Genomic DNA, 24,744 nt, shown 5'->3' on the forward strand with positions numbered 1-24,744 from the left:
ATGGATGCGGCTCCCACCCTGGCACGGGCCGCCGACATCGCGCATTCGCGTTCACCGAGAGCGGAACGGGCCCGCCGGATCGCGCGCGGCGGCGCTCAGGCGTCCGCGCCCTGCGCGATGCCGGCTCGCTCGCGCCAGCTGCGCGCCGTGACCCGGTCGAGGGCCACCTGCCGGCGCAGCGCGTCGGCCTTCTCGTACAGCGACGGGTCGCCGTAGCTCGTGAGCACCTTCACGATCACGGGCAGCAGCTCGATCATGAAGAACAGCACGGCGATGAGCAGGTGCGCCCACTTCAGCGTCGGCTCGCGCTCCCCCAGCCGCTCCAGGGCGCCGATCTGGCTCAGCAGGCCGACCGCGCCGGCGTTGCCGCTCGCGATCTCCGCCGCCCGGGCGTCGTACGCGGCGAGCGCCGCCTGGTACTGCTCGCGGGCAGCCGGCAGCTCGTCGCGCGCCTGCTGCTTGTTCTGCTCCTCCGACGCGCTCGCGGCGGCCGTGCCCGACGCCTGGGCGTCGGCGAGGTCGGCCTGGGCCGACCGCAGCTTCGCGGCGAGGTCGTCGTAGGAGGCCTGCGCGGCGGCCAGCTGCGCCTCGGCGGCCTCGGAGCTCGCCCCCTCGCCGGCGACGCCGCTGCAGCCCTCGACCTCGCCGGCGCCCTGGCCGTTGATCTCGCACTGGTAGATCGCCCGCGCCTGGTCGATCACCTGCTGCTGCTCGGCGAGCTTGGCGGTGAGGTCGTCGACGGACGCCTGCGCCGCCGCGGCGGACGCGGTCGTCGTCTCGGCGCCGTCGACGACGCCGGTCGCCGCCTGGCTCTCCAACGCGGCGACCCGCTCGCTCGCGGCGTCGAGCGCCTGCCTCTCCGGGCCCGAGGTGACGGCATCCTGATCCGACTGCGCCTGCGTGATGTTGGTCGCGTTCACCTCGCGTGCGATGTCGTTCTGGAAGATCTGCAGCACGAGGGGCTCGGCCACGACGATGCCGATCACCGCCGCCATGATCACACGAGGGATCGCGAGCCCGATCAGCCGCCACACGTTGTGCGTCGAGCGCATCGTCGAGGTGAGGAAGCGGTCGAGGTTGAAGATGATGAGCGCCCACACCAGTGCGAGCGGCACGGCGACGAAGGCGGCGATCCGCACCCCGGTCACGAGCGCGAAGTACATCGAGATGGCCGAGACCAGCGCCGTCCCGGCGAGCACGAAGAACATCTGCACGAAGCGGGGCGTCTCGGTGGGCACCTCGTCGAGCACCGAGCCCTCCGCTCCGCCGAGCACGGCGAGGCGTCGCGCGGCGGAGGTCCGCTCGCGGCGGCGCTGCGCGCGCGGGGAGCGGGTGACGGGGACGGATGCCTCCGCCGCCGGTTCGGCGACATCGGCCGCCGCCGGCTCGTGCGCCTCAGGCTCCGGCGGTGCGGGCGCGGGCTCGTCCACGGCGCCCCACTCGCCGACGGCCGGCTGACGCTCCGGCGCGGTCCGCGGGGCCTCGACCGCGACGGGCTCGGTCGGGCTCATCGCGAAGGAGTCCTCGAGCAGGCGCGTCTCGGGGAACGGGTCGTCCGGGCCTCCGCCGTCCTCGCGCCCGCCGTCCTCACGCGCGCCGGCGGCCTGCGCGGCGCGGACGTCGTCGAGGTACAGCTCATCGGCCTGATCGGCCGGCGCGTCGAACTCGATGCGGCCGTCGGAGCCGAATCGGCCCGGCCGGTGAGCGGAGAAAGACATCCGGACACCCTAGACAACGCAACCTGGACGCCAGGTGGAAGACCCTCGTCGTCGAGCGGATGCCGCGGCCCGCGGCATCCGGAATCCGTCACACCTCGAGCGGGGTCGCCGCGGCGACCGCGGCGTCCTCCTCGGTGGCGACCAGCTGGCCGCAGGCGCCGTCGATCTCCTTGCCGCGGGTGTCGCGGAGAGTGGTCGGGATGCCCGCGTCGTTGAGCCGCCGCACGAACTCGTTCTGCACCGGCACCTCGGACGCCGTCCAGATGGAGCCGGGGGTCGGGTTGAGCGGGATCGGGTTCACGTGCACCCAGCCGCGCCCGCGGGCGTTGAGCTTCTCGGCGAGGAGGTCGGCGCGCCACGCGTGGTCGTTCATGTCCTTGATGAGCGCGTACTCGATCGAGACGCGTCGTCCGGTCTTGTCGAAGTACGCACGGGCGGCGTCGAGGGCCTCGTCGACCTTCCAGCGGGAGTTGACGGGGATCAGCTCGTCGCGGAGCTTGTCGTCGGGCGCGTGCAGCGAGAGCGCGAAGGTCACCGGGATGTCCTCGTTCGCGAGCTTCGTGATCGCGGGCACGAGTCCGACCGTCGACACGGTGATGCCGCGAGCGCTCATGCCGAGGCCGTGCTGCTTGTCGGTCATGACACGCACCGCCTGCATCACCCGCGCGTAGTTCGCCAGCGGCTCGCCCATGCCCATGAACACGATGTTCGACACTCGTTCGGCGGAGTGATCGGTCTTCTTCTTGCCGCCGAGTCCACCCTCGGCGATGAGGCGGTTGGCGCGCACGATCTGCTCGACGATCTCGGCCGCCGACATGTTGCGGGTGAGGCCCGCCTGCCCGGTCGCGCAGAACGGACAGTTCATGCCGCACCCGGCCTGGCTCGAGACGCACAGCGTGATGCGGCCCGGGTAGCGCATGAGCACCGACTCGACGAGCGCGCCGTCGTGCAGCTTCCACAGGAACTTGATCGTGTCGCCGCGATCGGTCTCGAGGCGCCGCACCTCGGTGAGGAGGGAGGGCACCACGCCGTGCACGAACTCGTCGCGGCCCTCGGCCGGCAGGTCGGTCATGTCGGCCGGGTCGTGGGTCCAGTGCTGGAAGTAGTGCTTCTCGAGCTGCTTCGCGCGGAAGCCCGGCATCCCGAGCTCCTTCACCTTCGCGACCCGCTCCTCGGGAGTGAGATCGGCCATGTGCACCGGGGGCTTGCCGCGCTTGGGACTGGCGAACTGCAGGAGCGGCCGCCCCTCGGCATCCTTCTTCTGGGTCCACCCCTCGGTCGCCGGGCGCACCTGCTTCGGCTTCGTGGCGCGGACGGGGGAGGACTCGGTCATGGGTTCCAGGGTAGGCGACGACGCCTGGACGGATGCCGATGCCCGATGCCCGATGCCCGATGCCCGATGACGCCGTCAATCCCCCGCATGCCGGCGCAGCGCCTGGCTAGCGTGGCCGCATGGACGATCTGACCGTGCGCCCCATCCGCCCCGACGACGCCGGCGAGGTGATGACGCTCCAGCGCGCCGCGTTCGTGCAGGAGGCGCTGATCTACGGGACGCCCGAGATGCCGCCGCTGACGCAGACCCTCGAGGAGGTCGAGTCCGAGCTGCACGAGAACATCGGGTGCGTCGCGCTGGACGGGCCCCGCATGGTGGGCGCGGTGCGGGCACGCCTGGACGGGTCACTGCTGCTCGTCGGGCGCATCGCGATCGCGCCGGACCGGGCCGGCGAAGGCATCGGCACGACGCTGCTGGCCGCCGTCGAGCGTCGCGGGGCGGAAGCGGGCGCGACCGAGGCCGAGCTGTTCACCGGGTCGCTCAGCGAGGCGAACCTGCGCCTGTACGAGCGCGAGGGCTACGTCGAGACCGAGCGCGTCCAGGGCGACGACGGCACCGAGCAGGTGTTCCTGCGCAAGCGGCTCTGAACCGCCCGGCGGAGAAGGCTAGGGTGTGCACCGTGGTCCCCCTCGAGAACCTGCTCGCCTTCACGCTCGCCGCGCTGGTGCTGATCGTGATTCCGGGCCCGAGCGTGCTCTTCACGATCGGGCGCGCACTCGCGCTCGGGCGCGTGGGCGGCCTGCTGAGCGTGCTCGGCAACGCCCTCGGGCTACTGCCGGTCATCGCACTCGTCGCGCTGGGCGTGGGCGGCATCGTGGCGCAGTCGGTCGTGCTGTTCACGATCCTCAAGATCGCCGGCGCGCTGTACCTGGTGTACCTCGGCATCCAGGCGATCCGGCACCGCGACCGGGCGGCGGCGGAGGCCGACGGCGGCGTCCTGCCCCGCTCGGCGTGGCGTCAGCTGGGCGAGGGCTTCGTGGTGGGCGTGACGAACCCCAAGACCATCGCGTTCTTCGTCGCGGTGCTCCCCCAGTTCGTCGACCTCTCGACGGGCTCCGTGCCGCTGCAGATGATCGTGCTCGGCCTGGTGTTCTTCGCGATCGCGCTCGTCTCCGACGCGATCTGGGCGCTGATCGCCGCGGGCGCCCGCGGCTGGTTCGGGCGATCGCCGAAGCGGATCGCGCGGCTGTCCGCGACCGGCGGCGGCCTCATGATCGGCCTCGGCGGCATCCTCCTCCTCACCGGGAACGAGCACTGATGACCACTCTGACAGGCTCAACGGCCGCCGACGCGACGCGTCCCCACCGGCGGCGGATCATCTTCCTCGATGTCGACGGCACGATCCTCGAGCACGGATCGTATGTCGCCCCCTCGACCGGCGACGCCGTGCGCGCCGCCCGCGCGGCCGGGCACCTCGTCTACCTCAGCACCGGGCGCTCCGCCGCCGACATCCACCCGAATGTCGCCGAGATCGGCTTCGACGGCGCGGTGACGAACTCCGGCGCCCTGGTCGTCTCCGGCGACGAGGTCGTCATCGACCGCCCGCTCCCGCGCGAGGCGACGGAGCGCCTGCTGGCGGCGATGCGCAGCCGCGGCATCCGCTTCTTCCTCCAGACCCGCGACGGCGTCTACGCCAGCGATGACATGGCCGAGCTCATGCGCGACTATGCCGCGGCACTGGAGGCCCGCGAGGCCGCGGGCGGCGAGGTGCGCCCGGAGGACTCGCTGGTGGGGCTGGCCCAGCGCACCTTCCCGCCGATCGAAGAGGCCGACCTCGGCCGCATCGACAAGGCGGTGTTCGTCAGCGACCACGAGGACGGCCTCGAGCAGCTGCGCGCCGACCTCGGGGACCGGTTCCTCGTGGTGCCGGGCAGCATGCCGCTGCCGGGCGGCTCGAACGGCGAGATCAACGAGCGCGACACGACCAAGGGCTCCGCGATCGAGCTGCTGCTGGACCGCCTCGGCATCGACGCCGCCGACGCCGTCGCCGTCGGAGACAGCTGGAACGACGTCGAGATGTTCCAGGTGTGCGGCGTCGCGGTCGCGATGGGCAACGCCCACCCCGAGCTCAAGGCCCTCGCCGACTTCGTCACCACAGACGTGCTCGACGACGGGATCGCCAACGCCTTCCGGCGCCTGGGCCTCATCTGACCGCTCGCGTCACGCCGGCGGCGCTGCGGGCGGCTCGGGCGGCTCGTCGGGCGGCTCGGCGCCGAGGTTGACGAGGTTGCCGGCGGGGTCCCGCACCTGCGCGACGCGCTCGCCCCACGCCATGTCGGCGGGCGGCTGCTCCGCACGACCGCCGGCCGCGAGCCAGGCCGCATAGGTCGCGTCGACGTCGTCCACGTAGAACCACAGCGCGACCCGGTCGCCGACCGAGGGCGGCAGCGCGTCGAGGTCGCGGCCGATGCCCAGCGACACCTCGCCGATCTGGAGCGAGACGTAGTCGTCCTCGTCCCCGCCGGCGAAGCGGTAGGGCACCGAGGCGCCGAGCGCGGTCTCGTAGAACCTCACGAGGCCCGGAAGGTCTCGCGCGAGCAGGATCGGGAACAGGCTCCGTACCGCCATGGAGCCACCCTACGTCGGCCCGGTCGGCCCGGAAAGGCGGTGCGGGCCGACCCGGGGTCAATCCAGGAAGATGTCGGGGAAGAGCTCCGAGTCGGGGGTTCCCGGGACGGCGGCGTAGCCGGAGAAGTCGGTCACGCCGGCCGCCTCGAGCACGTCCTCGACGATGAGCGTCCGGCCGGTGAACGACCGCGACGGCTTGGTGAAGATCTCGTACGCGGCGTCGGCGTAGATCTCGGGGGTCCGGCTCACCTTCATCATGCGGTCGCCGCCCAGGGCGAACTTGACGGCGGCCGTGGCGATCGTGGTGCGCGGCCACAGCGTGTTCGCGGCGATGCCCGCGTCGGCGAACTCGGCCGCGAGCCCCAGCGTCGCCATGGTCATCCCGTACTTCGCCAGCGTGTAGCCGGTGTGCCCTCCCAGCCACTTCGGCGACAGGTTGAGGGGCGGCGAGAGCGACAGGATGTGCGGGTTGGCGGCATCCTTCAGGATCGGCACCGCGGCCCTCGACAGCATGAAGGTGCCGCGGACGTTCACGTCCTGCATGAGGTCGTACTTCTTCGCGTCGAGATCGAGCGAGCGGGACAGGTCGATGACCGAGGCGTTGTTCACGACGATGTCGATGCCGCCGAACTCCCCCTGTGTCTTGAGCACCGCCTCGGTGACGTCGTCGTCGTTGCGGACGTCGCCGACGATCGGCAGCGCCTGACCGCCCGCCTCGCGGATCTGCTCCGCGGCCGAGTGCACGGTGCCCTCCAGCTTGGGGTGCGGGGTGTCGGTCTTGGCCAGGAGTGCCACGTTCGCGCCGTCGTGGGCGGCGCGCAGGGCGATGGCGAGCCCGATGCCGCGGCTGCCGCCGGACATCAGGATGGTCTTGCCGGCGAGGGGCTTGTCGCTCATCTCGGGGTCCTTTCGGGTCGCACTTCCGTCGAGATCGTGTGTTCTCGGCGAGCTAGCACGTTGTCGGCGTCGATGACGTGGTCGTTCGGCGAGGTCGCGGTATCTCGACGGTGTTTGGGTGGGGGCGGGGGCGGGTCTGGGGCGGGGTGGGGTCAGGGGCGGGATTTGGCGGATGCCGCGGCGAAGGCGGCGACGCGGGCCTTCGACTCGTCGGTGTCGAAGCGGGCGCCGATCGAGGCCGCCTCGTCGTCCAGGTTGTCGGCGAAGGATCGTCCGGCTCCGGTGCGCACGAGACGCTTGGCCTGCCCGAACGCACCGGTCGCGCCGTCGAGCCAGAACCGGGCGACCGCCTCGGCCCGCGCCGCGACCTCGCCCGCGGGCGCGACCTCGGTGACCAGGCCCCAGTCCAGCGCGGTGGCCGCGTCGATCGTGAGGTCCTGGAGCAGCAGCTGCAGGGCACGACGCTGCCCGACGGCGGCCGGCAGCAGCGTCGAGACCCCCAGGTCGGGCGTCAGGCCGATGTTGGCGTACTTGCTGACGAACTTCGCCTGGTCGGACGCGACGATGTAGTCCGCCGTCAGCATGAGCCCGAGGCCCCCGCCGGCGACCGCGCCCTGCACGGCGGCGACGATCGGCGTGGAGGATTCGGCGAAGGTGCGGATGCCGTCGTGGATCGTGTGCGCGGCAGCCGTGACGTCGGCACCGGAGGCCCCCGACGTCGCCATCTCGAGCACGTCGCCGCCGGCGCAGAAGGCCGGGCCGGCGGCATCCAGGATGATGGCTCCGACCGAGTCGTCGGACGTGAGCTCGTGCGCCACGTCGCGCCAGCGGCCGCCCATCTCGAAGCCCATGGCGTTGAGGAAGGCGGGCCTGTTGAACGTCACGCGCGCCAGGGCGCCGTCGCGGGTGACGAGGATCGAGTCGCTCATGCGGTTTCCTTACTTCGGCGCCATGCGGATGGCGCCGTCGAGGCGGATGGTCTCGCCGTTGAGGTAGCCGTTGTCGACGATCGACATCACCAGACGCGCGTACTCGTCCGGCCTGCCGAGGCGGTTCGGATACGGCACCTGCTCGCCGAGGGAGTCCTGCGCGGCCTGGGGCAGCGAGGCGAGCATGGGGGTCTCCATGATGCCGGGGGCGATCGTGACGACGCGGATGCCGTACCGCGCGAGCTCGCGCGCGATCGGCAGGGTCATCGCGTGCACGCCGCCCTTCGACGCCGAGTACGCGGGCTGACCGATCTGTCCGTCGAACGCCGCGACGCTCGCCGTGCTGACGATGACGCCGCGATCGCCGTCCGCGGTGGGATCGGTCCTGGCCATGACGGCGGATGCCTGGGCGATGACGTTGTAGGTGCCGACGAGGTTGACGCGCACGATCCGCTCGAACGCGTCCAGCGGCGTCGGGCGGCCCTCGCGGTCGAGCACCTTGGCCGGCGGCGCGATGCCGGCGCAGTTGACCACGACCCGCAGCGGAGCGGATGCCGCCGCCGTCGTCACCGCGGCCGCGACCTGCTCCGGGTCGGTGACATCGGCGGGGGCGAACGACCCGCCGAGCTCGGCGGCGACGCCGGCCCCGGCGGAAGTGGGGAGGTCCACGATCGTGACGAGGGCGCCCGCCGCGGCGAGGCGCCGTGCGGTGGCGAGGCCGAGCCCGCTCGCGCCGCCGGTGACGAGGGCCGAGGCATCCGTCAGATCCATGGATTCTCCTTCGAAGTCCGGAATGTCGCGAAACCGCGTACCAGCATACGCGGGACTGAGTATCAGCCGCGACGCTGGGAGGCCGCCGCCCCCAGGCTAGTCGTGCGACCGCCGATCGGTCACGCCGCGCGGTGGCGCGGCAGCGGCGGGCGGGGTTGACTGGACGGGTGGAGATCCGGCTCAAGCGCGTGTACGAGGACCCCGACCCGGACGACGGGTTCCGCGTGCTGGTGGACAGGCTCTGGCCGCGCGGGCTGACGAAGGAGCGCGCCGCCCTCGACCTGTGGGCGAAGGAGGTGGCGCCCTCGACGGACCTGCGCAGGGAGTTCCACCACGGCGACCTGTCGTGGGCGGACTTCGAGACCGCCTACCGCGCCGAGCTCGACGGCCCCACGCGCACGGCCGTCGCGTCGCTGCGCGCGGAGCTGGCCGCCCACCCGGTCGTGACGCTGCTGCACGCCGTCGCCGACGAGTCCCACAACCACGCGCTCATCCTGCGGGAGGTCCTCGAGGCCTGACCCGGGAGGTCCTCGGGGCCTGACCCGGCAGGATGGGAGGGTGTCGATCCCGGCTGAAGACGTCGTCGTGCCGCCGCGCGTGCGCCTGCTCGCGGGCGGGACGCGCCTCGTGCCGGTGTGGCGCAACGATTACGGCGGGGTGACCTTCCGCACCGACGACGGCCGGTACATCAAGCACGGCCCGCGCAACGCCGAATCGTCCTTCGCCGGCGAGGCCGAGCGGCTCGACTGGGCCGTCGCCCGCATCGCCGTGCCGCGCGTGCTCGAGGTCGGCGGCGACGACACGCACGAGTGGTTGGTGACGACCGCACTCCCCGGTCTCTCGGCCGTCGACCCCCGCTGGGTCGCCGATCCCGCGACCGCCGTCCGGGCGGTCGGCGAGGGCCTCCGGGCCCTGCACGACGCGCTGCCGGTCGCGGACTGCCCGTTCGACTGGGGTGTCGCCGGGCGCATCGCGAATGCGGCGGGGCGCGGCATCCGCGTGCCCGATGCGCTGCGCGAGCCGCCGCCGGTCGACCGTCTCGTCGTGTGCCACGGCGACGCGTGCTGCCCCAACACGCTCATCGGCGACGACGGCCGGTGGGTCGCCCACGTCGACCTGGGGACGCTGGGGGTCGCCGACCGCTGGGCGGACATCGCCGTGGCGTCGATGTCGACGGCGTGGAACTATGGCGAGGGATGGGAGGACGCCCTCATCGAGGCGTACGGGGTCGCCCCCGACCGCGAGCGCCTGTCGTACTACCGAGACCTCTGGAACGCGACATGACCGAAATCACCGGCACCGTCTGCAAGATCGACGGACACCCGAACCTCGTCATCCTCCGGCGGTTTCGGGCGACCGCCGATGCGGTGTGGCGGGAGCTGACCGAGTCCGAGCGCCTCGAGCGCTGGATCGGGCGCTGGGAGGGCGATCCGGCGTCCGGCCGCGTGACCTTCTACATGACCGCGGAGGGACAGGAGCCGGAGCCGGAGGAGTACACGATCCTCGAGTGCGATCGCCCGCGGCGGTTCTCCGGCGACACGTCGCAGGGCAGCGGCTCGTGGCACCTGTGGTTCGAGCTCGCGGAGGACGTGCCAGGAGACACCGTGCTCACCTTCGGGCAGCGCCTGAATCCCAGTGAGGACGTGGGGTCGATCGGCCCGGGCTGGGAGTACTACCTGGACCGGCTGGTGGCGGCGCAGGCGGGCCTGGATCCCGACGAGGTCAGGTGGGACGACTACTTCCCGGCGCTGCAGCCGGCGTACGAGAGGCTCGTCGCCGCGGACTGACGCCGCGGACTGACGCCGCGGACTGACGCGGCGGGCCGCCCGGTCGGATGCTCGCCGCCGACCGGTGTCAGGACCACACGAAGCGGAAGGTGCCGACGGCCACCGCGGCGCCGATCGCCGCGGCCATGATCGCCACACCGCCCGCCAGCGCCACGGCGTCCCGTGCGTGCAGGCGCGACGGGCGCGACCACGTGCGCGGGATGCCGGACCCGAAGCCGCGTGCCTCCATCGCCATCGCGAGCTTCGTGCCGCGGCGGACGGCGAACACCAGCAGCACGAACGCCATGGAGAGGAAGCGGCGGACGGCACCGGTGTCGCCGACCCCGCGCGCGCGGCGCGCCAGCTGCATGCTGCGCCAGTCGTCGAGGAAGAGGCCCAGCGTGCGGGTGCCGGCCAGCACGCCGAGCACGAACCGGCTCGGCAGCTTCGCCACCTGGGCGAGCGCGTCGGCGAGCTCGGTGGGGTCGGTGCGCCCGAAGAGGAGGATGGTGGGCAACGCCAGCGCGAGCACCCGCAGGCACACCGCGACGGCGAGGGCGATCGAGTCGTCGCTGATCGTCGCGTACCAGAACGACCAGTGGACGGTCCCCCCGGGCTCGGCGTACAGCAGCATGCTCACCCCCGCGACCGGCGCGAAGACCAGGACCGGCAGCATCCGCATCAGCACGGTCACGACGGCGAGGCCGGTGAGCGGGATGCAGACGAGCTGCAGCGCGATCGCGACGAGCGAGCTGGTGACGTCGATCGAGGCGAGGAGCGGCACCGACAGCAGCAGCGCGAGCACGATCCGGGTGACCGGGTTGACGCCGTCCAGCCACGCGCGCGCCTCGGCGGTCGCCTCCGGGACGCCCTCGCGCGCCTCGACCGCGGTCACGGCCGAGCTCCTGCCGGGACGGGGGCGCCGAGCTCGATGCGATGGCCGCCGAGGTGGCGCAGCACGTCCTCGTCATGGGTGACGGCGACGACCGTCGTACCGGCGGCGATCTCGGACTGCAGCAGCTGCACGAGCTCGATCCAGCCGCGGCGGTCCTGCCCGAAGGTGGGCTCGTCGAGCACGATGACCGGCGGCGCGTCGGCGAGCACGGTGGCGACCGACAGCCGGCGCTTCTGCCCGCCCGACAGCGTGAACGGGTTCGCCGCGGCGAGCGGGGCGAGGTGCAGCCGCTCGAGCAGCTCGTCGACGATCACGGCGACGGCCGCCGCGTCGACGCCGCGCGAGCGCGGGCCGATGGCGAGCTCGTCGCGCACCGACGAGGCGAGGAACTGGTGCTCGGGCTCCTGGAACACCGTGCCGATGCGGGTGAGCAGCTCTCGCGACGTCCAGCGCGACGGGCGGCGCCCCGACCGCCCCGCCAGCTCGGGGGCCGCGACGACCTCCCCCGCCGCCTCGGGCAGCAGCCCTGCGAGGGTGAGGGCGAGCGTGGACTTGCCGGCGCCGTTGGGCCCGGTGATGGCGGTCGCCGCGCCACGGGGCACGGTCAGGTCGAGCCCGGCGCGCACGATCGACCGCCCGTCCCGCGAGAGGGAGAGAGCGGATGCCGCCAGCGCCGCCGCCGCGTCGGGCTGAGCGGCGGGCAGCACGGGCAGGTCGACGGGCATCCCCGGCACCCAGACCCCCGCGGCCGCGAGGTCCGCGCCGTGACGGGCGAACACGTCGGCCGGGGTGCCGTCGGCGAGGAGTCCGCCGTCCGCGCCGACGACGATGACCCGGTCCATGAGATCGGCCCACACCGCGGTGCGGTGCTCGATCACCACGAGCGTGGCCCCCGTCTCGGCCAGCACCCGCTCGACGCTCGCGCGCACCTCGCGCACCCCGTCGGGGTCGAGGTTCGCGGTCGGCTCGTCCAGCAGGAGCACGCCCGGGCGCATCGCGAGCACCCCGGCCAGCGCGAGGCGCTGCTTCTGGCCACCGGAGAGCGCCTTGGTGGGCCGGCCGAGCGGGACGCGCAGCCCCACCGCGTCGAGCGCCTCGGTCACGCGCGCCGGGATCTCGGCCGCCGGCACCCCGAGGTTCTCGGCCCCGAACGCCACATCGTCGCCCACCTTGGCCAGCACGACACCGGCGTCGGGGTCCTGGAGCACCAGGCCGACGCGTCCGCGGTGCGCTTCGGCGCGCTCGCCGTCGATGAGCAGCGAGCCGGTCTCGTCACCCTCGTCGGCGCCGCCGAGGAGCCCCGCCATCCCGGCCAGCAGCGTCGACTTGCCCGCGCCCGAGGCGCCGAGCAGCAGCACGCGCTCACCCGGCTCGATCGTGAAGGTAATGTCGCGCACCGCCGGCGCGCGCCGCCCGGCGTAGCGCCACCCCCAGCCCGCCGCGGTGATGCGGCCAGGACGGGTGCCCGGCATCGTCAGACCTCGCGGCGCGCTTCGCGTCCGGCGGCGAAGCGGCTGAGCGCGCCCGTCGCGGCGAGCGCGCGCACCGCGAGCCAGCCGACCAGCCCGGCCAGCAGCGCGCCCGAGACGATGAGCGAGATCAGGTAGATCGTGTTGAACTCGAGCGTCTTGAGGATGTTCGGCGAGCTGCCGTAGAACAGCTCGAACACCCACGCCCCGACCGCGGCGCCGACACCGGCCAGCATCGCGACCGGCAGCGTGAAGCGCCGGTAGAGGAAGAGTGCGAAGACGAGCTCCGCCCCGAGTCCCTGGACGAGCCCCGACAGGAGCGTGGAGACCCCCCACACGTTGCCGATGAGCATCGAGACGATCGCCGCGATCACTTCGACGATCAGCGCCGCACCTGGCTTGCGGATGACGAGGCCGCCGATGACACCGCCGATCAGCCAGATGCCGACCGCCAGGCCGCCGAGGCCGGGTGTGAGCCCGTCCATCGCGGTGAACCAGGCGTAGCCGACGGTGTTCCAGGCCCAGAAGACGAGGCCGATGGCGACGCCGAGGACCGCGGCGACGACGATGTCGACGACGCGCCACCGCAGACTGCGGGTGGTCGCCGAGGTGGCCGCAACGGGGGTGGATGCGGACGTGGATGCGTGCATGTGAACTCCTCCCTGCGCCGGCATGATCCGGATCAGGTTCGACGGTCGAAGCGTGGTTCGCTTCCTCTCAGCCCGGCTCACCGGACTCCCGTGGTCGTATGGCGAGTATACCGCCGCCATGACGGGTATTTTGGGGTGCGTGACCCCCGATGACGTTCCCGCACCGACGCGCCGTGCGCATCGGACGCGGTCGAGGGCCGTGCCGGGCGGGTCCCCCGAGGATCCGGCCGACAGCGGGACGCTGACCATGCCCACCGGCGGCGCGGCCGATTCGTCGCACCCCGGAACTCACACGGCGCCCGACGAGGTCCCGCTCGTGCCCGCGACGATCGCGACCGTGCCCCTCGGCGGCGCCACGGCCGTCGCGGCGCCGACGGTGCCCGTCTTCGAGCCGCCCGGGACCACGCTGACCCCTCCCCTCGTGGGCGCCGTCGCCGCTCTCGAGTCGAGCGAAGCCGCCGCGGCCGCTCAGCCGAGCGAACCCGCCGCGGCCGCTCAGCCGAGCGAACCCCCCGCGGCCACCGAGCCGGGCCCGCCGACGGGCGACCCGGTCTCCGCCGAGGCCGCGACCGCGACCGCGACGGGAGGGCGGACCGCGCTCGCGTGGGTCGATGACACGACGCTCGCCGCGGGCTCGACCCCGGGCGACCTCGTGGCCGCGTCGACGCCGTACGTCGCCGTCGAGCCGAGCCTGCTCGCCGACCCGCCGCGCCAGTCGCCGCTGCGTCCCGGGGTGCTGGTGCCGACGCTGGTGATCGCCGGCCTGGTCGGCGCGTACTCCGCGACGACGCTGCTGTGGCCCCTGCACGCGGTCGCGCCGACGGTCACCGCGATCGAGGTGCAGCCTGAGGCGGCACCCGCGGCGGTGCCGGTCTGGCCCGCCCAGGGCAGCGCGGCGGCCGCGGTCGGCGGCATCCCGGGCCTCCTCACGTCGTCGCCCGACCCGTCCGCCATCGCGAGCATCACGAAGGTCGTGACCGCCCTGGTCGTCCTCGACGAGATGCCGCTCGCGCTCGGCGAGACCGGCCCCGAGTTCCGCTTCAGCGCCTCCGACAACTACCGGTACTGGCAGTACCGCGCCCGCGGCGAGTCGGCGCTCGACGTGCCCGTGGGCGGCAGCCTCACCGAGTACCAGATGCTCGAGGGCATGCTCATCGGCTCGGCGAACAACTACGCCGATCGCCTGGCGCAGAACCTGTGGCCGTCCGACGCCGTCTACGCGGCGGCGGCGACCGAGTGGCTGGCCGCGCACGGCGTGACGGGCGTCCAGGTCGTCGAGCCCACCGGGATGGATCCGCGCAACAGCGCCTCACCCGAGGCTCTCATCACCCTCGCGCAGAAGGCCCTCGCCCACCCGGTCATCGCGGAGATCGTCGCCAAGCAGTCGACCGAGCTGCCGGGCGCGGGCCTCGTCGAGAACACCAACGAGCTGCTGGCGGACCCGGGGGTCGTGGGGATCAAGACCGGCACGCTCGACGAGTGGAACCTGCTGTCGGCCAAGGACGTCGCGATCGGCGACACGACGGTGCGCCTCTACGCCTCGGTGCTGGGCCAGCCGGACGACGAGTCCCGGCTCGCCGCCTCGCGTGCGATCTACTCCCAGCTCGAGCAGGAGCTGCAGCTGAAGCCCTCGGTGACGGCGGGGACCGTCGCCGGCATCGTCGAGACGCGCTGGGGCGACGACGTCGACGTCCTCACGGCCGGCGACGCGTCGGTGGTGCTGTGGAACGGCGGCACGGGCGCGGTCGCGACCACCTACGACCTCGGCGACGCCCGCGACGAGGGTGACGTGGTGGGCTCGCTCACCGTGACCGGCCCGCTCGACGACGCGACGGTGGATCTGCGCCTGGCGGAGGAAGTGCCAGACCCGTCGCCGTGGTGGCGCCTCACTCACCCGCTGGATCTGTTCGGGCTGAACGACTGACGACAGCGCCGAGCCGCCGGCTGGCATCGGCCGGGTGCCGCCGGCCGTCGCCGCTCAGGCGGAGGGATGTCCCACGACACCCTTGCGCAGCAGGGCGTTGCCGTATTTGCGCGTCTCACCCGTGCGCACGACGACATAGGCCTTCTTCGCCAGCTCGTAGTAGTCGAACCGGTCGACGTAGCGCGGGGCGTCGGTGCCGGCGGCCGCGGCGAGCTCGCGCTGCACGTCGAGCACCTCGCCGTCGGCCGACGCCATGAGGTCGAGCGCCGGCGCGTCGTCGAGCGGGAGCACCGTGCGCACCGCCGCGACGACCTGCGGCGTCGTCGTGCCGGGGAGGTCGACGACGCGGGTGCCCACCGCCCACGCCGGGAAGTGCGCGTCGGCGACCACGATCGCATCGGAGTGACCCATGCGGTCCAGGTGCAGCAGAAGCTCGCCGGTGAGCAGGGGGTCGATGCCCTCGAGCATGAGGGGTCCTTTCGTCAGCGGATGAGTCCTTCCGCGGCCAGATCCTCCCACGGGCCCGCGGGTATGCCGACCTCCATCAGCTCGGCGTTGCGCCGCAGCTGCTCCGGGCGGCTCCCGCCGACGACGACCGAGCGCACCGCCGGGTCGCGGAGCGGGAACTGCACCGCCGCGGCGGGGAGGGCGACGCCGTGCGCTCGGCACACGGCGAGGAGGCGCTGGAGCCGGTCCCACAGCGCGTCCGGCATCCGTCCGTACTCGTACCGGTCGTCCCGGCTCGGCTCTTCCTTCGCGAGCAGGCCGGAGTTGAAGACGGATGCCGCCACCACGCCGGTCCCGCGGTCGTGACAGGCCGGCAGCACCGCGTCGGCCGCGGGCTGCTCCAGCAGGGTGTACCTGCCGGCGATCATGATGACGTCGAGATCGGCCTGCTCGACCGCAGCCGCCAGCGCGTCGGCGACCATCGAGCCGATGCCGATCGCGGCGACGGCGCCGTCGCCGCGCAGTTGCTCGAGGGCGGGGAACCCCTCGCGCAGCGCCAGCTGGAGGTCATGCCGCTCGGGATCGTGCAGGTAGAGGATGTCGACGCGGTCCAGTCCGAGCCGCTCGAGCGACTCGTCGAGGCTCGCGCGGATGCCGTCCGCCGAGAAGTCCCACTCGCGGCGGACGGTCGTCGGCACGTGGAAGTCGTTGGCGAGGTCGAGCCCGCCGTCGTCGTCCGGGTTGGGACGCAGCAGCCGTCCCGCCTTGGTCGAGAGGACGAACTCGTCCCGGGGCTTCGTCCGCAGGAAGGCGCCGAGGCGGCGCTCCGAGAGCCCCAGCCCGTAGTGGGGCGCGGTGTCGTAGTAGCGGATGCCGCTCTCCCACGCCGCGTCGAGGATCGCCCACGCCTGATCGTCGGTGACCTCGCGGAACAGGTTGCCGATGTTCGCCGCACCGTAGCCGAGGCGGGGCAGCGCCGGCACCCGGGACTCAGACGGCCGCACGGGCGACCTCCCACTCGTAGGCCGCGCGGCTCTCGGCCTTCATCTCCATGCCGGCGCCGGGTGCGAGCGGGGCCATGTACGCGCCCCCGCGGATGTCGGTCGGCACGACGAAGTGCTCGTGCAGGTGGTCGACGTACTCGATCATGCGGCCGTCGCGGGTGCCGCTGACGGCGACGAAGTCGAACATCGACAGGTGCTGCACCGCCTCGCACAGTCCCACGCCGCCGGCGTGCGGGCACACCGGCACACCGAACTTCGCCGCCAGCAGCAGGTTGGCGATGTTCTCGTTGACACCTGCCACGCGGACGGCGTCGATCTGCATGACCGACAGCGCCTCGGCCTGCAGCAGCTGCTTGAAGATGACCCGGTTCTGGGCGTGCTCGCCGGTGGCGACGCGGATCGGGGCGACGCCGCGGGCGATCTCCGCGTGGCCGATCACGTCGTCGGGGCTCGTGGGCTCCTCGATCCAGGCCGGCCGGAACTCGGCGAGCGCGTTCACCCACGCGATGGCCTCGGACACCTCCCACCGCTGGTTGGCGTCGATGGCGATCGGGAAGTCCGGCCCGCAGACCTCGCGGGCGACCCGGAAGCGGCGGATGTCGTCCTGCAGGTCCGCGCCCACCTTGAGCTTGATCTGCCCGAAGCCGTCCGCGATCGCCTCGCGGCACAGCCGGGCCAGCTTCTCGTCGGAGTAGCCGAGCCAGCCGGGGCTCGTCGTGTAGGCCGGGTAGCCGGTCGCCAGGAGCTCCTGCTCGCGCTGCGCCCGGCCGGGCTCGGCGGCACGGAGGATGGCGAGCGCGTCCTCGGGCGTGAGGGCGTTGGTGAGGTAGCGGAAGTCGACCAGTCCGACGATCTCCTCCGGCGACATCCTCGACAGCAGCTGCCACAGCGGCAGCCCCGCGCGCTTGGCCTTGATGTCCCACAGCGCGTTGACCACCGCGCCGATCGCCATGTGCATGACGCCCTTCTCCGGGCCGAGCCAGCGCAGCTGCGAGTCGCCGATGAGCTCGCGGTTGGTCGCGCCCATATCGTCGAGGAGAGGCTCCAGCTCGCGTCCGACCAGATGCGCGGCGAGCGCGTCGAGCGCCGCGACCTGCACGTCGTTGCCCCGGCCGATCGTGAAGACGAAGGCGTGACCGGAGACGTCGTCGGCGGCATCCGTCACCACCCGCAGGTAGGCGGCGGAGTAGTCGGGGTCGGGGTTCATGGCGTCGGAGCCGTCGAGGCTCAGCGACGTCGGGAAGCGGATATCGGTCGTCTCGAAGGCGACGATGCGGCTCACGGGGCGGCTCCTGAATGTCTGGATCCGCTGTTACGGACCGCTCGCAGTGTAAACATCGGATGTCTATACTGTCAATCACGCCCCGCGGACCACGACGGCACGGACGCCGCCCCGCACGAGAGTTCAGGAGAGCAATGAAGTTCGCGCGCCTCGGCGAGCCCGGAAGCGAGATCCCCGTCGTCCTCGACGGCGACCGTCACCTCGATCTGCGCCCGCTCACATCCGATGTCGACGGCCGATTCCTCGCCGACGACCCCGTCGGCCGCACGTCCGCGGCGATCGCCGAGGGGCGGCTCCCGGTGCTGGAGGGCGCAGACGCCCTGCGTGTCGGCGCCCCGATCGCCCGGCCGAGCGCCGTCGTGTGCATCGGCATGAACTACGCCGCGCACGCGGCCGAGTCCGGCTCCGCCCCGCCGAGCATGCCGGTGATGTTCCTCAAGACCCCCAACACGGTGGTCGGCCCGTACGACCCCGTCACGATCCCGCGCGGCAGCGAGAAGACCGACTGGGAGGTCGAGCTCGGCATCGTGATCGGGCGCCGCGCCGCCTACCTCGACTCGGCCGCCGACGCCGCGGCGCACATCGCGGGCTTCGTCGCCGCGAACGACGTGTCGGAGCGGACCTTCCAGCTCGAGGTGTCGGGCGGGCAGTGGTCCAAGGGCAAGTGCGCGCCCGGCTTCAACCCGACCGGGCCGTGGCTGGTCACCCCCGACGAGGTCGACCCGCAGGCGCTCCGCCTGCGCAGCCGCGTCAACGGCGAGCCGCGCCAGGACTCGTCGACCGCCGACATGATCTTCCCCGTCGACCACATCGTGTGGCACCTGTCGCAGTTCCTGACCCTCGAGCCCGGCGACCTGGTCCTCACCGGCACGCCCGAGGGCGTCGCACTGTCGGGGCGCTTCCCCTACCTCGCCCCGGGCGACGTCGTCGACATCGAGATCGAGGGCCTCGGCGCGCAGCGCCAGGAGTTCACAGCGTGGGAGGCGGCCCGATGAGCGCCTCGCAGCTGGACGGCCTGGTCGCCGTCGTGACCGGCGGCGCGTCGGGCATCGGCGCCGCCATCGCCGCGACGCTCGCCGATCAGGGTGCCGAGGTCGCGATCCTCGACCGCGACACCTCGGGCGCCGACCCCCGGTTCGCCGCCTTCGCCGCCGATGTGTCCGACCGCGCCGCGGTCGACCGCGCGGTCGCCGAGGTGGGCGAGCGGTTCGGCCGCATCGACATCCTCGTCAACAACGCCGGCATCGGCGCGCAGGGCGACATCGCCGCCAACGACGACGAGGAGTGGGCGCGCGTCCTGTCGATCAACGTCACCGGCATCGCGCGCGTCACCGCCGCCGCCCTGCCGTGGCTGCGCCGGTCCCCCGCGGCCGCGATCTGCAACACCTCGTCCATCGCCGCGACGGCTGGCCTGCCGCAGCGCGCACTGTACAGCGCGTCGAAGGGCGCCGTGCTGTCGCTGACGCGCGCCATGGCCGCGGACCACGTGCGCGAAGGCATCCGCGTCAACGCCGTGAACCCCGGCACGGCCGACACGCCGTGGGTGGCCAGGCTGCTCGACAGCGCGCCCGACCCGGCCGCCGAGCGCGCCGCCCTCGAGGCGCGTCAGCCGCACGGCCGCCTCGTCTCGGCCGGCGAGGTCGCCGGAGCGGTGCTGTACCTGGTGAGCCCGCTGTCCGGCTCCACCACCGGCACCTTCATCGAGGTGGACGGCGGCATGTCGGGACTCCGGCTGCGCCCCGCGCAGTCCTGAAACCGTCCCGACAGGTCAACCGGGCCTCCACAGGAGGGAATCCAGGCGAAACGTCCTGCAGAACCGCGGTTGACCTGTCGGAGAGGTGCGAGAGACGGGCGGTGACGCCCGGGCGCACGGCACGCGCGGGACGCATCACGCCAGACGGTAGACGCGTTCGGCGTTGCCGGCGAGCACGGAGTGACGACCGTGCTCGCCGACACGCTCGTCGAGCCACGTCGTGACCGTCTCGGCCCAGCGCCCGTACGGGCCCGAGACAGGCCAGTCGCTTCCGAACAGCAGGCGGCCGGGCCCGAAGGCGTCCAGCGCCACGTCGAGGAACGGCGTCAGCTGGGCGGCCGCCCACGAGCCCTGCGCCTCGGCCGGGAGCCCCGAGAGCTTGCACACGACGTTGGGACGGCGGGCGAGGTCGCGCAGCGACTGGGCCCACGGTGTCCCGTCGGCGGGGTCCGGCGCCTCGGCGGACCCCACTTCGGGCTTGCCGAGGTGGTCGAGCACGATCGTCAGCTCGGGCACCGCGTCGGCCAGCTCCACCATGTCGGGCAGCTGCGTCCAGCGCACGCACGCGTCGAAGACGAGACCTGCGGATGCCACGGCCCGCGCCGATTCGCGGAACCCCGGCGTCGCCGAGAACCCCGCCGGCTCGGACTGCAGCAGTCGCCGAACGCCGACGACGAGAGGTCGATCGGCATAGGCGGCGAGGTGCTCGCGCGTCGCCTCCGGGTCCTCGAGCGGGGCGCGGGCGACGATGCCGCGGACCCCGACGCGGCCGGCCAGCGCCGCGACCCAGTCCACTTCGGCGAGCGACTGCTCAGGCGCGCACTCCGCCTGGACGAACACGAAGCCGTAGGCCGCATCCGGCGCCTCGGCGATCGCCGTGTCGAGCTCGGCGGGCCCGAATGATCGGAGGAGCGGCCCCTCCAGCCAGTCGTAGGACAGGACCGCGGGGTCCCACAGATGGAGGTGTGCGTCCACGACTCGCATGCGCCCCATTCTGCCGTGCACGGGCACGGGGTGCGGCATCCGCCCGCGATGACATCCGATGTCTATGATGAACGCGTGGCCGTCACCGACGAAGCGATCGAGAAGATCAAGGACATGATCGTCCGCGGCGAGCTCTCGCCGGGATCGCGACTGCCTCCCGAGAAGGACCTCGCCGAACGGCTCGGCCTGTCGCGAAGCTCCATGCGCGAGGCCGTGAAGGCGCTCGAGGTGATCCGCGTCCTGGACGTGCGCCGCGGCGACGGCACGTATGTCACGAGCCTCGAGCCGAAGCTCCTCCTCGAGGCCATCTCGTTCGTGGTCGACCTGCACGACGACGACTCGCTGCTGGAGATCTTCGCCGTGCGGCGCCTGCTCGAGTCGCACGCGACCGGGCTCGCGGCCCAGCGGGCCGACGACGACGACATCGCGGCCCTCGACGCCGAGATCGGCGCGATGGCGCCCGACACCGACATCGAGTCGCTCGTCGAGCACGACATGCGATTCCACAGCGAGATCGCGCGGCTCGCGGGCAACACCTACCTCGAGAGCCTCCTCGAGAGCCTCACGAGCCAGACGGTGCGCGCCCGCGTGTGGCGCGGCCTCACCCAGGCCGGCGCGGTCGAGCGCACCCTCGCCGAGCACCGCGCGATCCTCGACGCGATCGCCGACCACGACATGGAGCTCGCCGTCTCGACCGCGCAGGTGCACATCGCGGGCATCGAGCGCTGGCTGCGCCAGGCGCGCGACGCCTGAGCCCGCCGCCTACGCGAAGCGCACCGTCTGCTGCAGCCGGGTGCGGTAGTCGAACACCTCGTTGCCGCCGATGTCGCGGGCGCCCGTGATCCCGCGGCGGAGCACGGTGCTGAGCGCACTGCGCGAGGTCACCGCCACGCGCACGCCGCGCACCTTCCCGATCTCGACGATGGGATCGAGCACGTCCTCGTCGGGCAGCACGACGATCGCGCCGCTGAAGCGCACGCCGGCCGCACGCGAGACCACCCGCATGCGGCCGAGCAGCTCGGCGATCGGGGTGCCGGGGACGCCGTCGCCCACGAACTCGCCGCGCCGGATCGACACCGGCCCGCCGAAGTCCTCCGAGAGCACGCCGTACAGCCCGCTCGGCCCGAGCACGATGTGGTCGATCTTCGCGTCGGGGTCGGCGTCCCGTCCGGCGGCGGCGACGTCGTGCCAGACGGTGTAGCCCATGCCCAGGTCCGCCACGATGCGCGCGGTGGCCTCCTCGGCGAGCGCGTCGGCGAGGAGGCGGCGGAGGCCGACCGGCGCCGAGCGCACGAGCGCCGGGTCGTACGGATCCTCGACGGTCACGCCGCGACCGGCCCACTCGCGGATGAGCGTGAGGTACCGCTCGCGCCGCCAACCGCCGGGGTGCCCGTAGGAGCGGGCGCGAGGCCGGGTGTCGGTGCGCGCCGCGGGCGGGCGCCACTCCGACCATTCCGGCGCCGCCGTCTCGCCGAAGCCGTGGCCGCGGTCGTACGCCGCGCGCGCCTCGGGCGTGCCGACGAGCTCCCACGCGCGCTGCACCTGGATGAACACGGCCGCGTCGCCGCCGGTGTCGGGATGCGTCTGGCGCAGCCGCAGGCGGTACGCCCGGCGCAGGGTCTCCTCGTCGACACCGGGGTCGACCGCGAGCACCTCGTACGCCGACGCCGAGAGCGGACTGTCGAACACGCATCCTCCCCGCCGGTTCCGCCGCGCCCCGCGGCGGGACTCAGGTTACGACACGCCTGCCTGGACGGGCTCCCAGCGATGCTCGTTGCGTCGCGCGTAGGCGGCGGCGCTGCGGCTGGACAGCGCGAGGAGGACGAGGATGTCCAGGCTCAGCGACACGAAGGTGCTGTCCAGCGTGATCTCCTGCCCCTGCACCCACCACGCGAAGAAGGATGTGCTGATCGAGCCCACGGCGATGACCATGACGACGACCCGCGCCCAGTTGTGCCCGCGGTACACCAGGATCGCCAGCAGCAGGTCCATGAGCAGCACGGTGCCGCCGGCGGCGAGCAGGAACCACAGCGCCGCGTGCGTGCCCTCCGGGGACGGGTCGAAGCCGTCGAGGACGATGTCGGGATCGGCGATGATGCCCTCCCAGCCGATCGCGAGGCTGCCGAGGACCACGACTCCTGCGACCACGCGCAGCAGCACGAGCGCCGTGCCGGCGATGATCGTCGCAGGGCGGGGCATGTCGGGGTCGTAGCCCGTGGGCTTGAGCAGCCGCCCCGGCAGCTCGAAGGCGGGGCGCTTGTTCGGCGCCGGCGGGTGCTCCGGCGGCGGTGTCGACGTGCTCACGAAGTCACCTCCTGGATCGCCCGGACGTCCACGATCGGCAGGTCGCCGTCGGTGCGGATGCTGTCGCCGCCGCCGTTGCGCGCGTGATAGCCCGTGGCGAAGTCGGCGATGACGTCCACCGCCACGCGGGGGTCGGCATCCGTCACCGTCCGGACGATGTGATCGCGCTCGACATCGGTGTCGGCGTCGATGCGGTGGGTGACCTGGAGGGTGAACAGCGACAGCCCGACGCTCGTGTCGAAGGTGCCCGCCGCCAGCCAGTCGACACGACGTCCGCCCGGCAGCAGCCAGCCGTCGGGGCAGCGCCAGAACCGCACGTGGTGACGCTGGGAGGGATTGCCGTCGACCTCCTGCTGGTAGGCGAAGTCCTGCTGGCGCCCGAACAGGAACAGCGGGCTCACCGGAGCCTCGTCGTAGCTGCGCCGGGCGAGCGTCGACGTGATGATCCGCCACGACGACTGCAGGGTCACGGGCTCGGCGGGCGTCCAGCCCGCCGCCCGCATCGCCGCCTCGATCTGCTCGCCGGTGCCGAGGAACGCCAGGTTCACGGGGTCGCCGAGCAGGCCGTCGCTGGTGCGCGTCCGACCGATGAAGTAGTCGGGCACGTAGATGGTGGTGAGGATGCGGTGCAGCCGCGGAAGCACGAGATACGCCAGCAGCACCCAGAACGCGATGAAGAACGGGATGCCCCACCATCCGACCTGGAAGGTCTCGGTGAAGCTGAGGTAGGCCAGCCACAGCGCCGCCATCCCCGCGAAGACGAAGAAGAACCAGTCGATCGCGACCCCCAGGGAGTAGGCGCGTCGCCGGCTGCTCATGATCCCCCCGACGGTCCTTCAGCCCCAGAGCGGCACGTCGGGACGGTGGGCGAGAGCGGATGCCGCGAGATCCGGCGGCAGGTCGGCCACGGTCGCCGGCTGCCAGCGCGGCGAGCGGTCCTTGTCGATGACCTGCGCCCTGATGCCCTCGGGCAGGTCGGGCTGCGTCGTGGCGAACCACATGACCAGCCCGTACTCCTGCTCCAGGGCCTCTCGGAGGCCGGGCAGCTTCCGGGCGGCGCGGATGGCGGCAAGGGTGACGGCGAGCCCGGTCGGCGACAGCTCGCCGAGGAGGTCGGCGGTGGCGGATGCCTCGGGCTCGGGCCGGGCCCGCAGCCGCTCGATGATCCCGGCGACGGTGTCGGCGGCGAACGCGTCGTCGATCCAGGCGCGCGCGTCCTGAAGCCCGGACGGGGCCGGCGTCTCGTCGAAGAGGAGCACCAGTTCGGTCGGCGTCGACGGATCGGCCCGCGTCTGGAGCGCGTCTCGCAGCGCGTGGAGGTGCTCGTGGGGAACGAGATGGTCGGCGAAGCCGGCGTAGATCGCGTCCGAGGCGTCCATCACGGCGCCGGTGAGCCCGAGGTACTCCCCCACCCGGCCCGGGGCGTGCGCGAGCAGCCAGGTGCCGCCGACGTCCGGTGTGAAGCCGATGCGGGTCTCGGGCATCGCGAGCTTCGAGCGCTCGGTGACGATGCGGATGCCCGCGTGCCCGGCGACGCCGACGCCGCCGCCCATCGTGATCCCGTCGGCGACCGCGACGAACGGCTTCGGGTACTCGGCGATGCGGGCGTTGAGCGCGTACTCCTCGCGGAAGAACAGCGCCGCATCCTCGACGCGCCCTCCGGTCACCTGCTCGGCCAGTCCACGCACGTCGCCGCCCGCGCAGAGCCCGCGCTCTCCTGCGCCGTCCAGGAGCACGGCATCCACCTGGCTGCTGTGCTCCCAGGCGTCGAGGGTCTCGTGCAGGCGGCGGACCATGTCGAGGTTCAGGGCGTTGATCGCCCGCGGGCGATTCAGAGTGAGGCGACCGAGACCGCCGCTCGCCCTCACCAGGACGGGCGGCTCGGGTGCGGCGTCGACGGGGTCGGTCACGGTCGCAACGTTACCGGGCGGGCGAACTCGTTCCACGCCGGAACCGGATTTCCGCCAGGATGGGACGCAGTTCTGCTTCAAGTCCGCAAGGGAGCGGCCCGTCCCAGCCCCAACGGGGTGTTCGCTCACGACCACGAGAG

General features: G+C 72.8%; 27 protein-coding genes and 1 riboswitch. Of the genes, 10 read left to right on the forward strand and 17 right to left on the reverse strand.

What is annotated here, in order from left to right:
• Window positions 1–95: 95 nt before the first annotated feature.
• Window positions 96–1,718 carry a DUF4407 domain-containing protein gene (locus tag ACFRAL_RS00230; RefSeq protein WP_378878578.1) on the reverse strand — a complete coding sequence of 541 codons (1,623 nt, stop codon included), beginning with the start codon at window positions 1,716–1,718 and terminating at the stop codon, window positions 96–98.
• A gap of 88 nt (window positions 1,719–1,806) precedes the next feature.
• Window positions 1,807–3,051 carry a 23S rRNA (adenine(2503)-C(2))-methyltransferase RlmN gene (gene rlmN / locus ACFRAL_RS00235; RefSeq protein ID WP_378878580.1) on the reverse strand — a complete coding sequence of 415 codons (1,245 nt, stop codon included), beginning with the start codon at window positions 3,049–3,051 and terminating at the stop codon, window positions 1,807–1,809.
• Window positions 3,052–3,170: 119 nt separating this feature from the next.
• Here rlmN and ACFRAL_RS00240 point away from each other — a divergent pair, with 119 nt between their 5' ends.
• The 3 genes from ACFRAL_RS00240 to ACFRAL_RS00250 are packed head-to-tail and all read left to right on the forward strand — an operon-like array spanning window position 3,171 to window position 5,202.
• Window positions 3,171–3,638: a GNAT family N-acetyltransferase gene (locus tag ACFRAL_RS00240; protein WP_336394402.1), complete on the forward strand. Its 468-nt coding sequence runs from the start codon at window positions 3,171–3,173 to the stop codon at window positions 3,636–3,638.
• Between the two features lie 32 nt (window positions 3,639–3,670).
• Window positions 3,671–4,309 (forward strand): LysE family translocator, encoded by a 639-nt coding sequence (locus ACFRAL_RS00245; protein WP_378880183.1) that lies wholly within the window; start codon window positions 3,671–3,673, stop codon window positions 4,307–4,309.
• Window positions 4,309–5,202: a Cof-type HAD-IIB family hydrolase gene (locus ACFRAL_RS00250; RefSeq protein ID WP_378878583.1), complete on the forward strand. Its 894-nt coding sequence runs from the start codon at window positions 4,309–4,311 to the stop codon at window positions 5,200–5,202. The genes ACFRAL_RS00245 and ACFRAL_RS00250 overlap by 1 nt, the downstream gene beginning before the upstream one ends.
• A gap of 9 nt (window positions 5,203–5,211) precedes the next feature.
• On the opposite strand, the gene ACFRAL_RS00255 is transcribed toward ACFRAL_RS00250, so the two are convergent.
• The 4 genes from ACFRAL_RS00255 to ACFRAL_RS00270 form a co-directional block, all read right to left on the reverse strand.
• On the reverse strand, window positions 5,212–5,619 hold the full coding sequence (locus ACFRAL_RS00255) for a VOC family protein (protein ID WP_378878585.1): 408 nt from the start codon (window positions 5,617–5,619) through the stop codon (window positions 5,212–5,214).
• Window positions 5,620–5,676: 57 nt separating this feature from the next.
• Complete coding sequence (locus ACFRAL_RS00260; protein ID WP_378878587.1) at window positions 5,677–6,516, reverse strand: SDR family oxidoreductase; 840 nt, start codon at window positions 6,514–6,516, stop codon at window positions 5,677–5,679.
• 152 nt (window positions 6,517–6,668) lie between these two features.
• Window positions 6,669–7,445: an enoyl-CoA hydratase/isomerase family protein gene (locus ACFRAL_RS00265; RefSeq protein WP_378878589.1), complete on the reverse strand. Its 777-nt coding sequence runs from the start codon at window positions 7,443–7,445 to the stop codon at window positions 6,669–6,671.
• A 9-nt stretch (window positions 7,446–7,454) separates the two neighbouring features.
• Window positions 7,455–8,216 (reverse strand): SDR family NAD(P)-dependent oxidoreductase, encoded by a 762-nt coding sequence (locus tag ACFRAL_RS00270; RefSeq protein WP_336394396.1) that lies wholly within the window; start codon window positions 8,214–8,216, stop codon window positions 7,455–7,457.
• 167 nt (window positions 8,217–8,383) lie between these two features.
• On the opposite strand from ACFRAL_RS00270, the gene ACFRAL_RS00275 reads away from it, so the two are divergent.
• Genes ACFRAL_RS00275 through ACFRAL_RS00285 form a run of 3 tightly spaced genes read left to right on the forward strand, consistent with a single transcriptional unit; the run spans window position 8,384 to window position 10,003 of the window.
• On the forward strand, window positions 8,384–8,734 hold the full coding sequence (locus tag ACFRAL_RS00275; RefSeq protein WP_378878591.1) for a DUF488 domain-containing protein: 351 nt from the start codon (window positions 8,384–8,386) through the stop codon (window positions 8,732–8,734).
• 40 nt (window positions 8,735–8,774) lie between these two features.
• Complete coding sequence (locus ACFRAL_RS00280) at window positions 8,775–9,500, forward strand: phosphotransferase (protein WP_378878593.1); 726 nt, start codon at window positions 8,775–8,777, stop codon at window positions 9,498–9,500.
• Window positions 9,497–10,003: an SRPBCC family protein gene (locus ACFRAL_RS00285; protein ID WP_378878595.1), complete on the forward strand. Its 507-nt coding sequence runs from the start codon at window positions 9,497–9,499 to the stop codon at window positions 10,001–10,003. Before ACFRAL_RS00280 ends, ACFRAL_RS00285 begins: the two co-directional genes overlap by 4 nt.
• A gap of 67 nt (window positions 10,004–10,070) precedes the next feature.
• On the opposite strand, the gene ACFRAL_RS00290 is transcribed toward ACFRAL_RS00285, so the two are convergent.
• The 3 genes from ACFRAL_RS00290 to ACFRAL_RS00300 all read right to left on the reverse strand — a co-directional run bounded on the left by ACFRAL_RS00290 (window position 10,071) and on the right by ACFRAL_RS00300 (window position 12,996).
• On the reverse strand, window positions 10,071–10,877 hold the full coding sequence (locus ACFRAL_RS00290) for an energy-coupling factor transporter transmembrane component T (RefSeq protein ID WP_336394392.1): 807 nt from the start codon (window positions 10,875–10,877) through the stop codon (window positions 10,071–10,073).
• Window positions 10,874–12,349, reverse strand: a complete 1,476-nt coding sequence (locus tag ACFRAL_RS00295) for an ABC transporter ATP-binding protein (RefSeq protein ID WP_378878597.1) — start codon at window positions 12,347–12,349, stop codon at window positions 10,874–10,876. Before ACFRAL_RS00295 ends, ACFRAL_RS00290 begins: the two co-directional genes overlap by 4 nt.
• A 2-nt stretch (window positions 12,350–12,351) precedes the next feature.
• Entirely contained in the window at window positions 12,352–12,996 is a 645-nt protein-coding gene (locus ACFRAL_RS00300) for an ECF transporter S component (RefSeq protein ID WP_378878599.1), read from the reverse strand.
• Window positions 12,989–13,098, reverse strand: a riboswitch (TPP riboswitch). It overlaps the preceding gene by 8 nt.
• 37 nt (window positions 13,099–13,135) lie before the next feature.
• Between ACFRAL_RS00300 and ACFRAL_RS00305 the strand changes: the two genes are divergently transcribed.
• The gene (locus ACFRAL_RS00305; protein ID WP_378878601.1) at window positions 13,136–14,920 is read left to right on the forward strand and encodes a D-alanyl-D-alanine carboxypeptidase; all 1,785 of its coding nucleotides are present in this window, start codon (window positions 13,136–13,138) and stop codon (window positions 14,918–14,920) included.
• A gap of 54 nt (window positions 14,921–14,974) precedes the next feature.
• Here ACFRAL_RS00305 and ACFRAL_RS00310 read toward each other — a convergent pair whose 3' ends face one another.
• From ACFRAL_RS00310 to ACFRAL_RS00320, 3 genes are read right to left on the reverse strand one after another with little or no spacing between them, the layout of a single operon-like run.
• Window positions 14,975–15,388, reverse strand: a complete 414-nt coding sequence (locus ACFRAL_RS00310) for an RbsD/FucU family protein (protein WP_378878603.1) — start codon at window positions 15,386–15,388, stop codon at window positions 14,975–14,977.
• Between the two features lie 14 nt (window positions 15,389–15,402).
• Entirely contained in the window at window positions 15,403–16,350 is a 948-nt protein-coding gene (locus tag ACFRAL_RS00315) for an aldo/keto reductase (RefSeq protein ID WP_378878605.1), read from the reverse strand.
• A 7-nt stretch (window positions 16,351–16,357) separates the two neighbouring features.
• Window positions 16,358–17,653, reverse strand: a complete 1,296-nt coding sequence (locus ACFRAL_RS00320; protein WP_336394386.1) for an enolase C-terminal domain-like protein — start codon at window positions 17,651–17,653, stop codon at window positions 16,358–16,360.
• Between the two features lie 134 nt (window positions 17,654–17,787).
• Here ACFRAL_RS00320 and ACFRAL_RS00325 point away from each other — a divergent pair, with 134 nt between their 5' ends.
• Both ACFRAL_RS00325 and ACFRAL_RS00330 read left to right on the forward strand, forming a co-directional pair.
• Window positions 17,788–18,648 (forward strand): fumarylacetoacetate hydrolase family protein, encoded by an 861-nt coding sequence (locus tag ACFRAL_RS00325; RefSeq protein ID WP_378878607.1) that lies wholly within the window; start codon window positions 17,788–17,790, stop codon window positions 18,646–18,648.
• On the forward strand, window positions 18,645–19,406 hold the full coding sequence (locus ACFRAL_RS00330; RefSeq protein WP_336394384.1) for an SDR family oxidoreductase: 762 nt from the start codon (window positions 18,645–18,647) through the stop codon (window positions 19,404–19,406). The genes ACFRAL_RS00325 and ACFRAL_RS00330 overlap by 4 nt, the downstream gene beginning before the upstream one ends.
• A 135-nt stretch (window positions 19,407–19,541) precedes the next feature.
• On the opposite strand, the gene ACFRAL_RS00335 is transcribed toward ACFRAL_RS00330, so the two are convergent.
• Window positions 19,542–20,390 (reverse strand): amidohydrolase family protein, encoded by an 849-nt coding sequence (locus ACFRAL_RS00335; RefSeq protein ID WP_378878610.1) that lies wholly within the window; start codon window positions 20,388–20,390, stop codon window positions 19,542–19,544.
• 75 nt (window positions 20,391–20,465) lie between these two features.
• Here ACFRAL_RS00335 and ACFRAL_RS00340 point away from each other — a divergent pair, with 75 nt between their 5' ends.
• Window positions 20,466–21,143: an FCD domain-containing protein gene (locus ACFRAL_RS00340; RefSeq protein WP_336394382.1), complete on the forward strand. Its 678-nt coding sequence runs from the start codon at window positions 20,466–20,468 to the stop codon at window positions 21,141–21,143.
• Window positions 21,144–21,152: 9 nt separating this feature from the next.
• On the opposite strand, the gene ACFRAL_RS00345 is transcribed toward ACFRAL_RS00340, so the two are convergent.
• Genes ACFRAL_RS00345 through ACFRAL_RS00360 form a run of 4 tightly spaced genes read right to left on the reverse strand, consistent with a single transcriptional unit; the run spans window position 21,153 to window position 24,604 of the window.
• Window positions 21,153–22,079, reverse strand: coding sequence for a DnaJ domain-containing protein (locus ACFRAL_RS00345; RefSeq protein WP_336394381.1), 927 nt, complete (start codon window positions 22,077–22,079; stop codon window positions 21,153–21,155).
• Between the two features lie 45 nt (window positions 22,080–22,124).
• Window positions 22,125–22,694, reverse strand: a complete 570-nt coding sequence (locus ACFRAL_RS00350) for a hypothetical protein (protein WP_378878613.1) — start codon at window positions 22,692–22,694, stop codon at window positions 22,125–22,127.
• Complete coding sequence (locus ACFRAL_RS00355; RefSeq protein WP_378878615.1) at window positions 22,691–23,512, reverse strand: LssY C-terminal domain-containing protein; 822 nt, start codon at window positions 23,510–23,512, stop codon at window positions 22,691–22,693. The genes ACFRAL_RS00350 and ACFRAL_RS00355 overlap by 4 nt, the downstream gene beginning before the upstream one ends.
• Window positions 23,513–23,530: 18 nt before the next feature.
• Complete coding sequence (locus ACFRAL_RS00360) at window positions 23,531–24,604, reverse strand: enoyl-CoA hydratase/isomerase family protein (protein ID WP_378878617.1); 1,074 nt, start codon at window positions 24,602–24,604, stop codon at window positions 23,531–23,533.
• Window positions 24,605–24,744: the final 140 nt, after the last annotated feature.

This window comes from Microbacterium sp. NPDC056736 (assembly GCF_042790415.1).
Classification (GTDB): domain Bacteria; phylum Actinomycetota; class Actinomycetes; order Actinomycetales; family Microbacteriaceae; genus Microbacterium.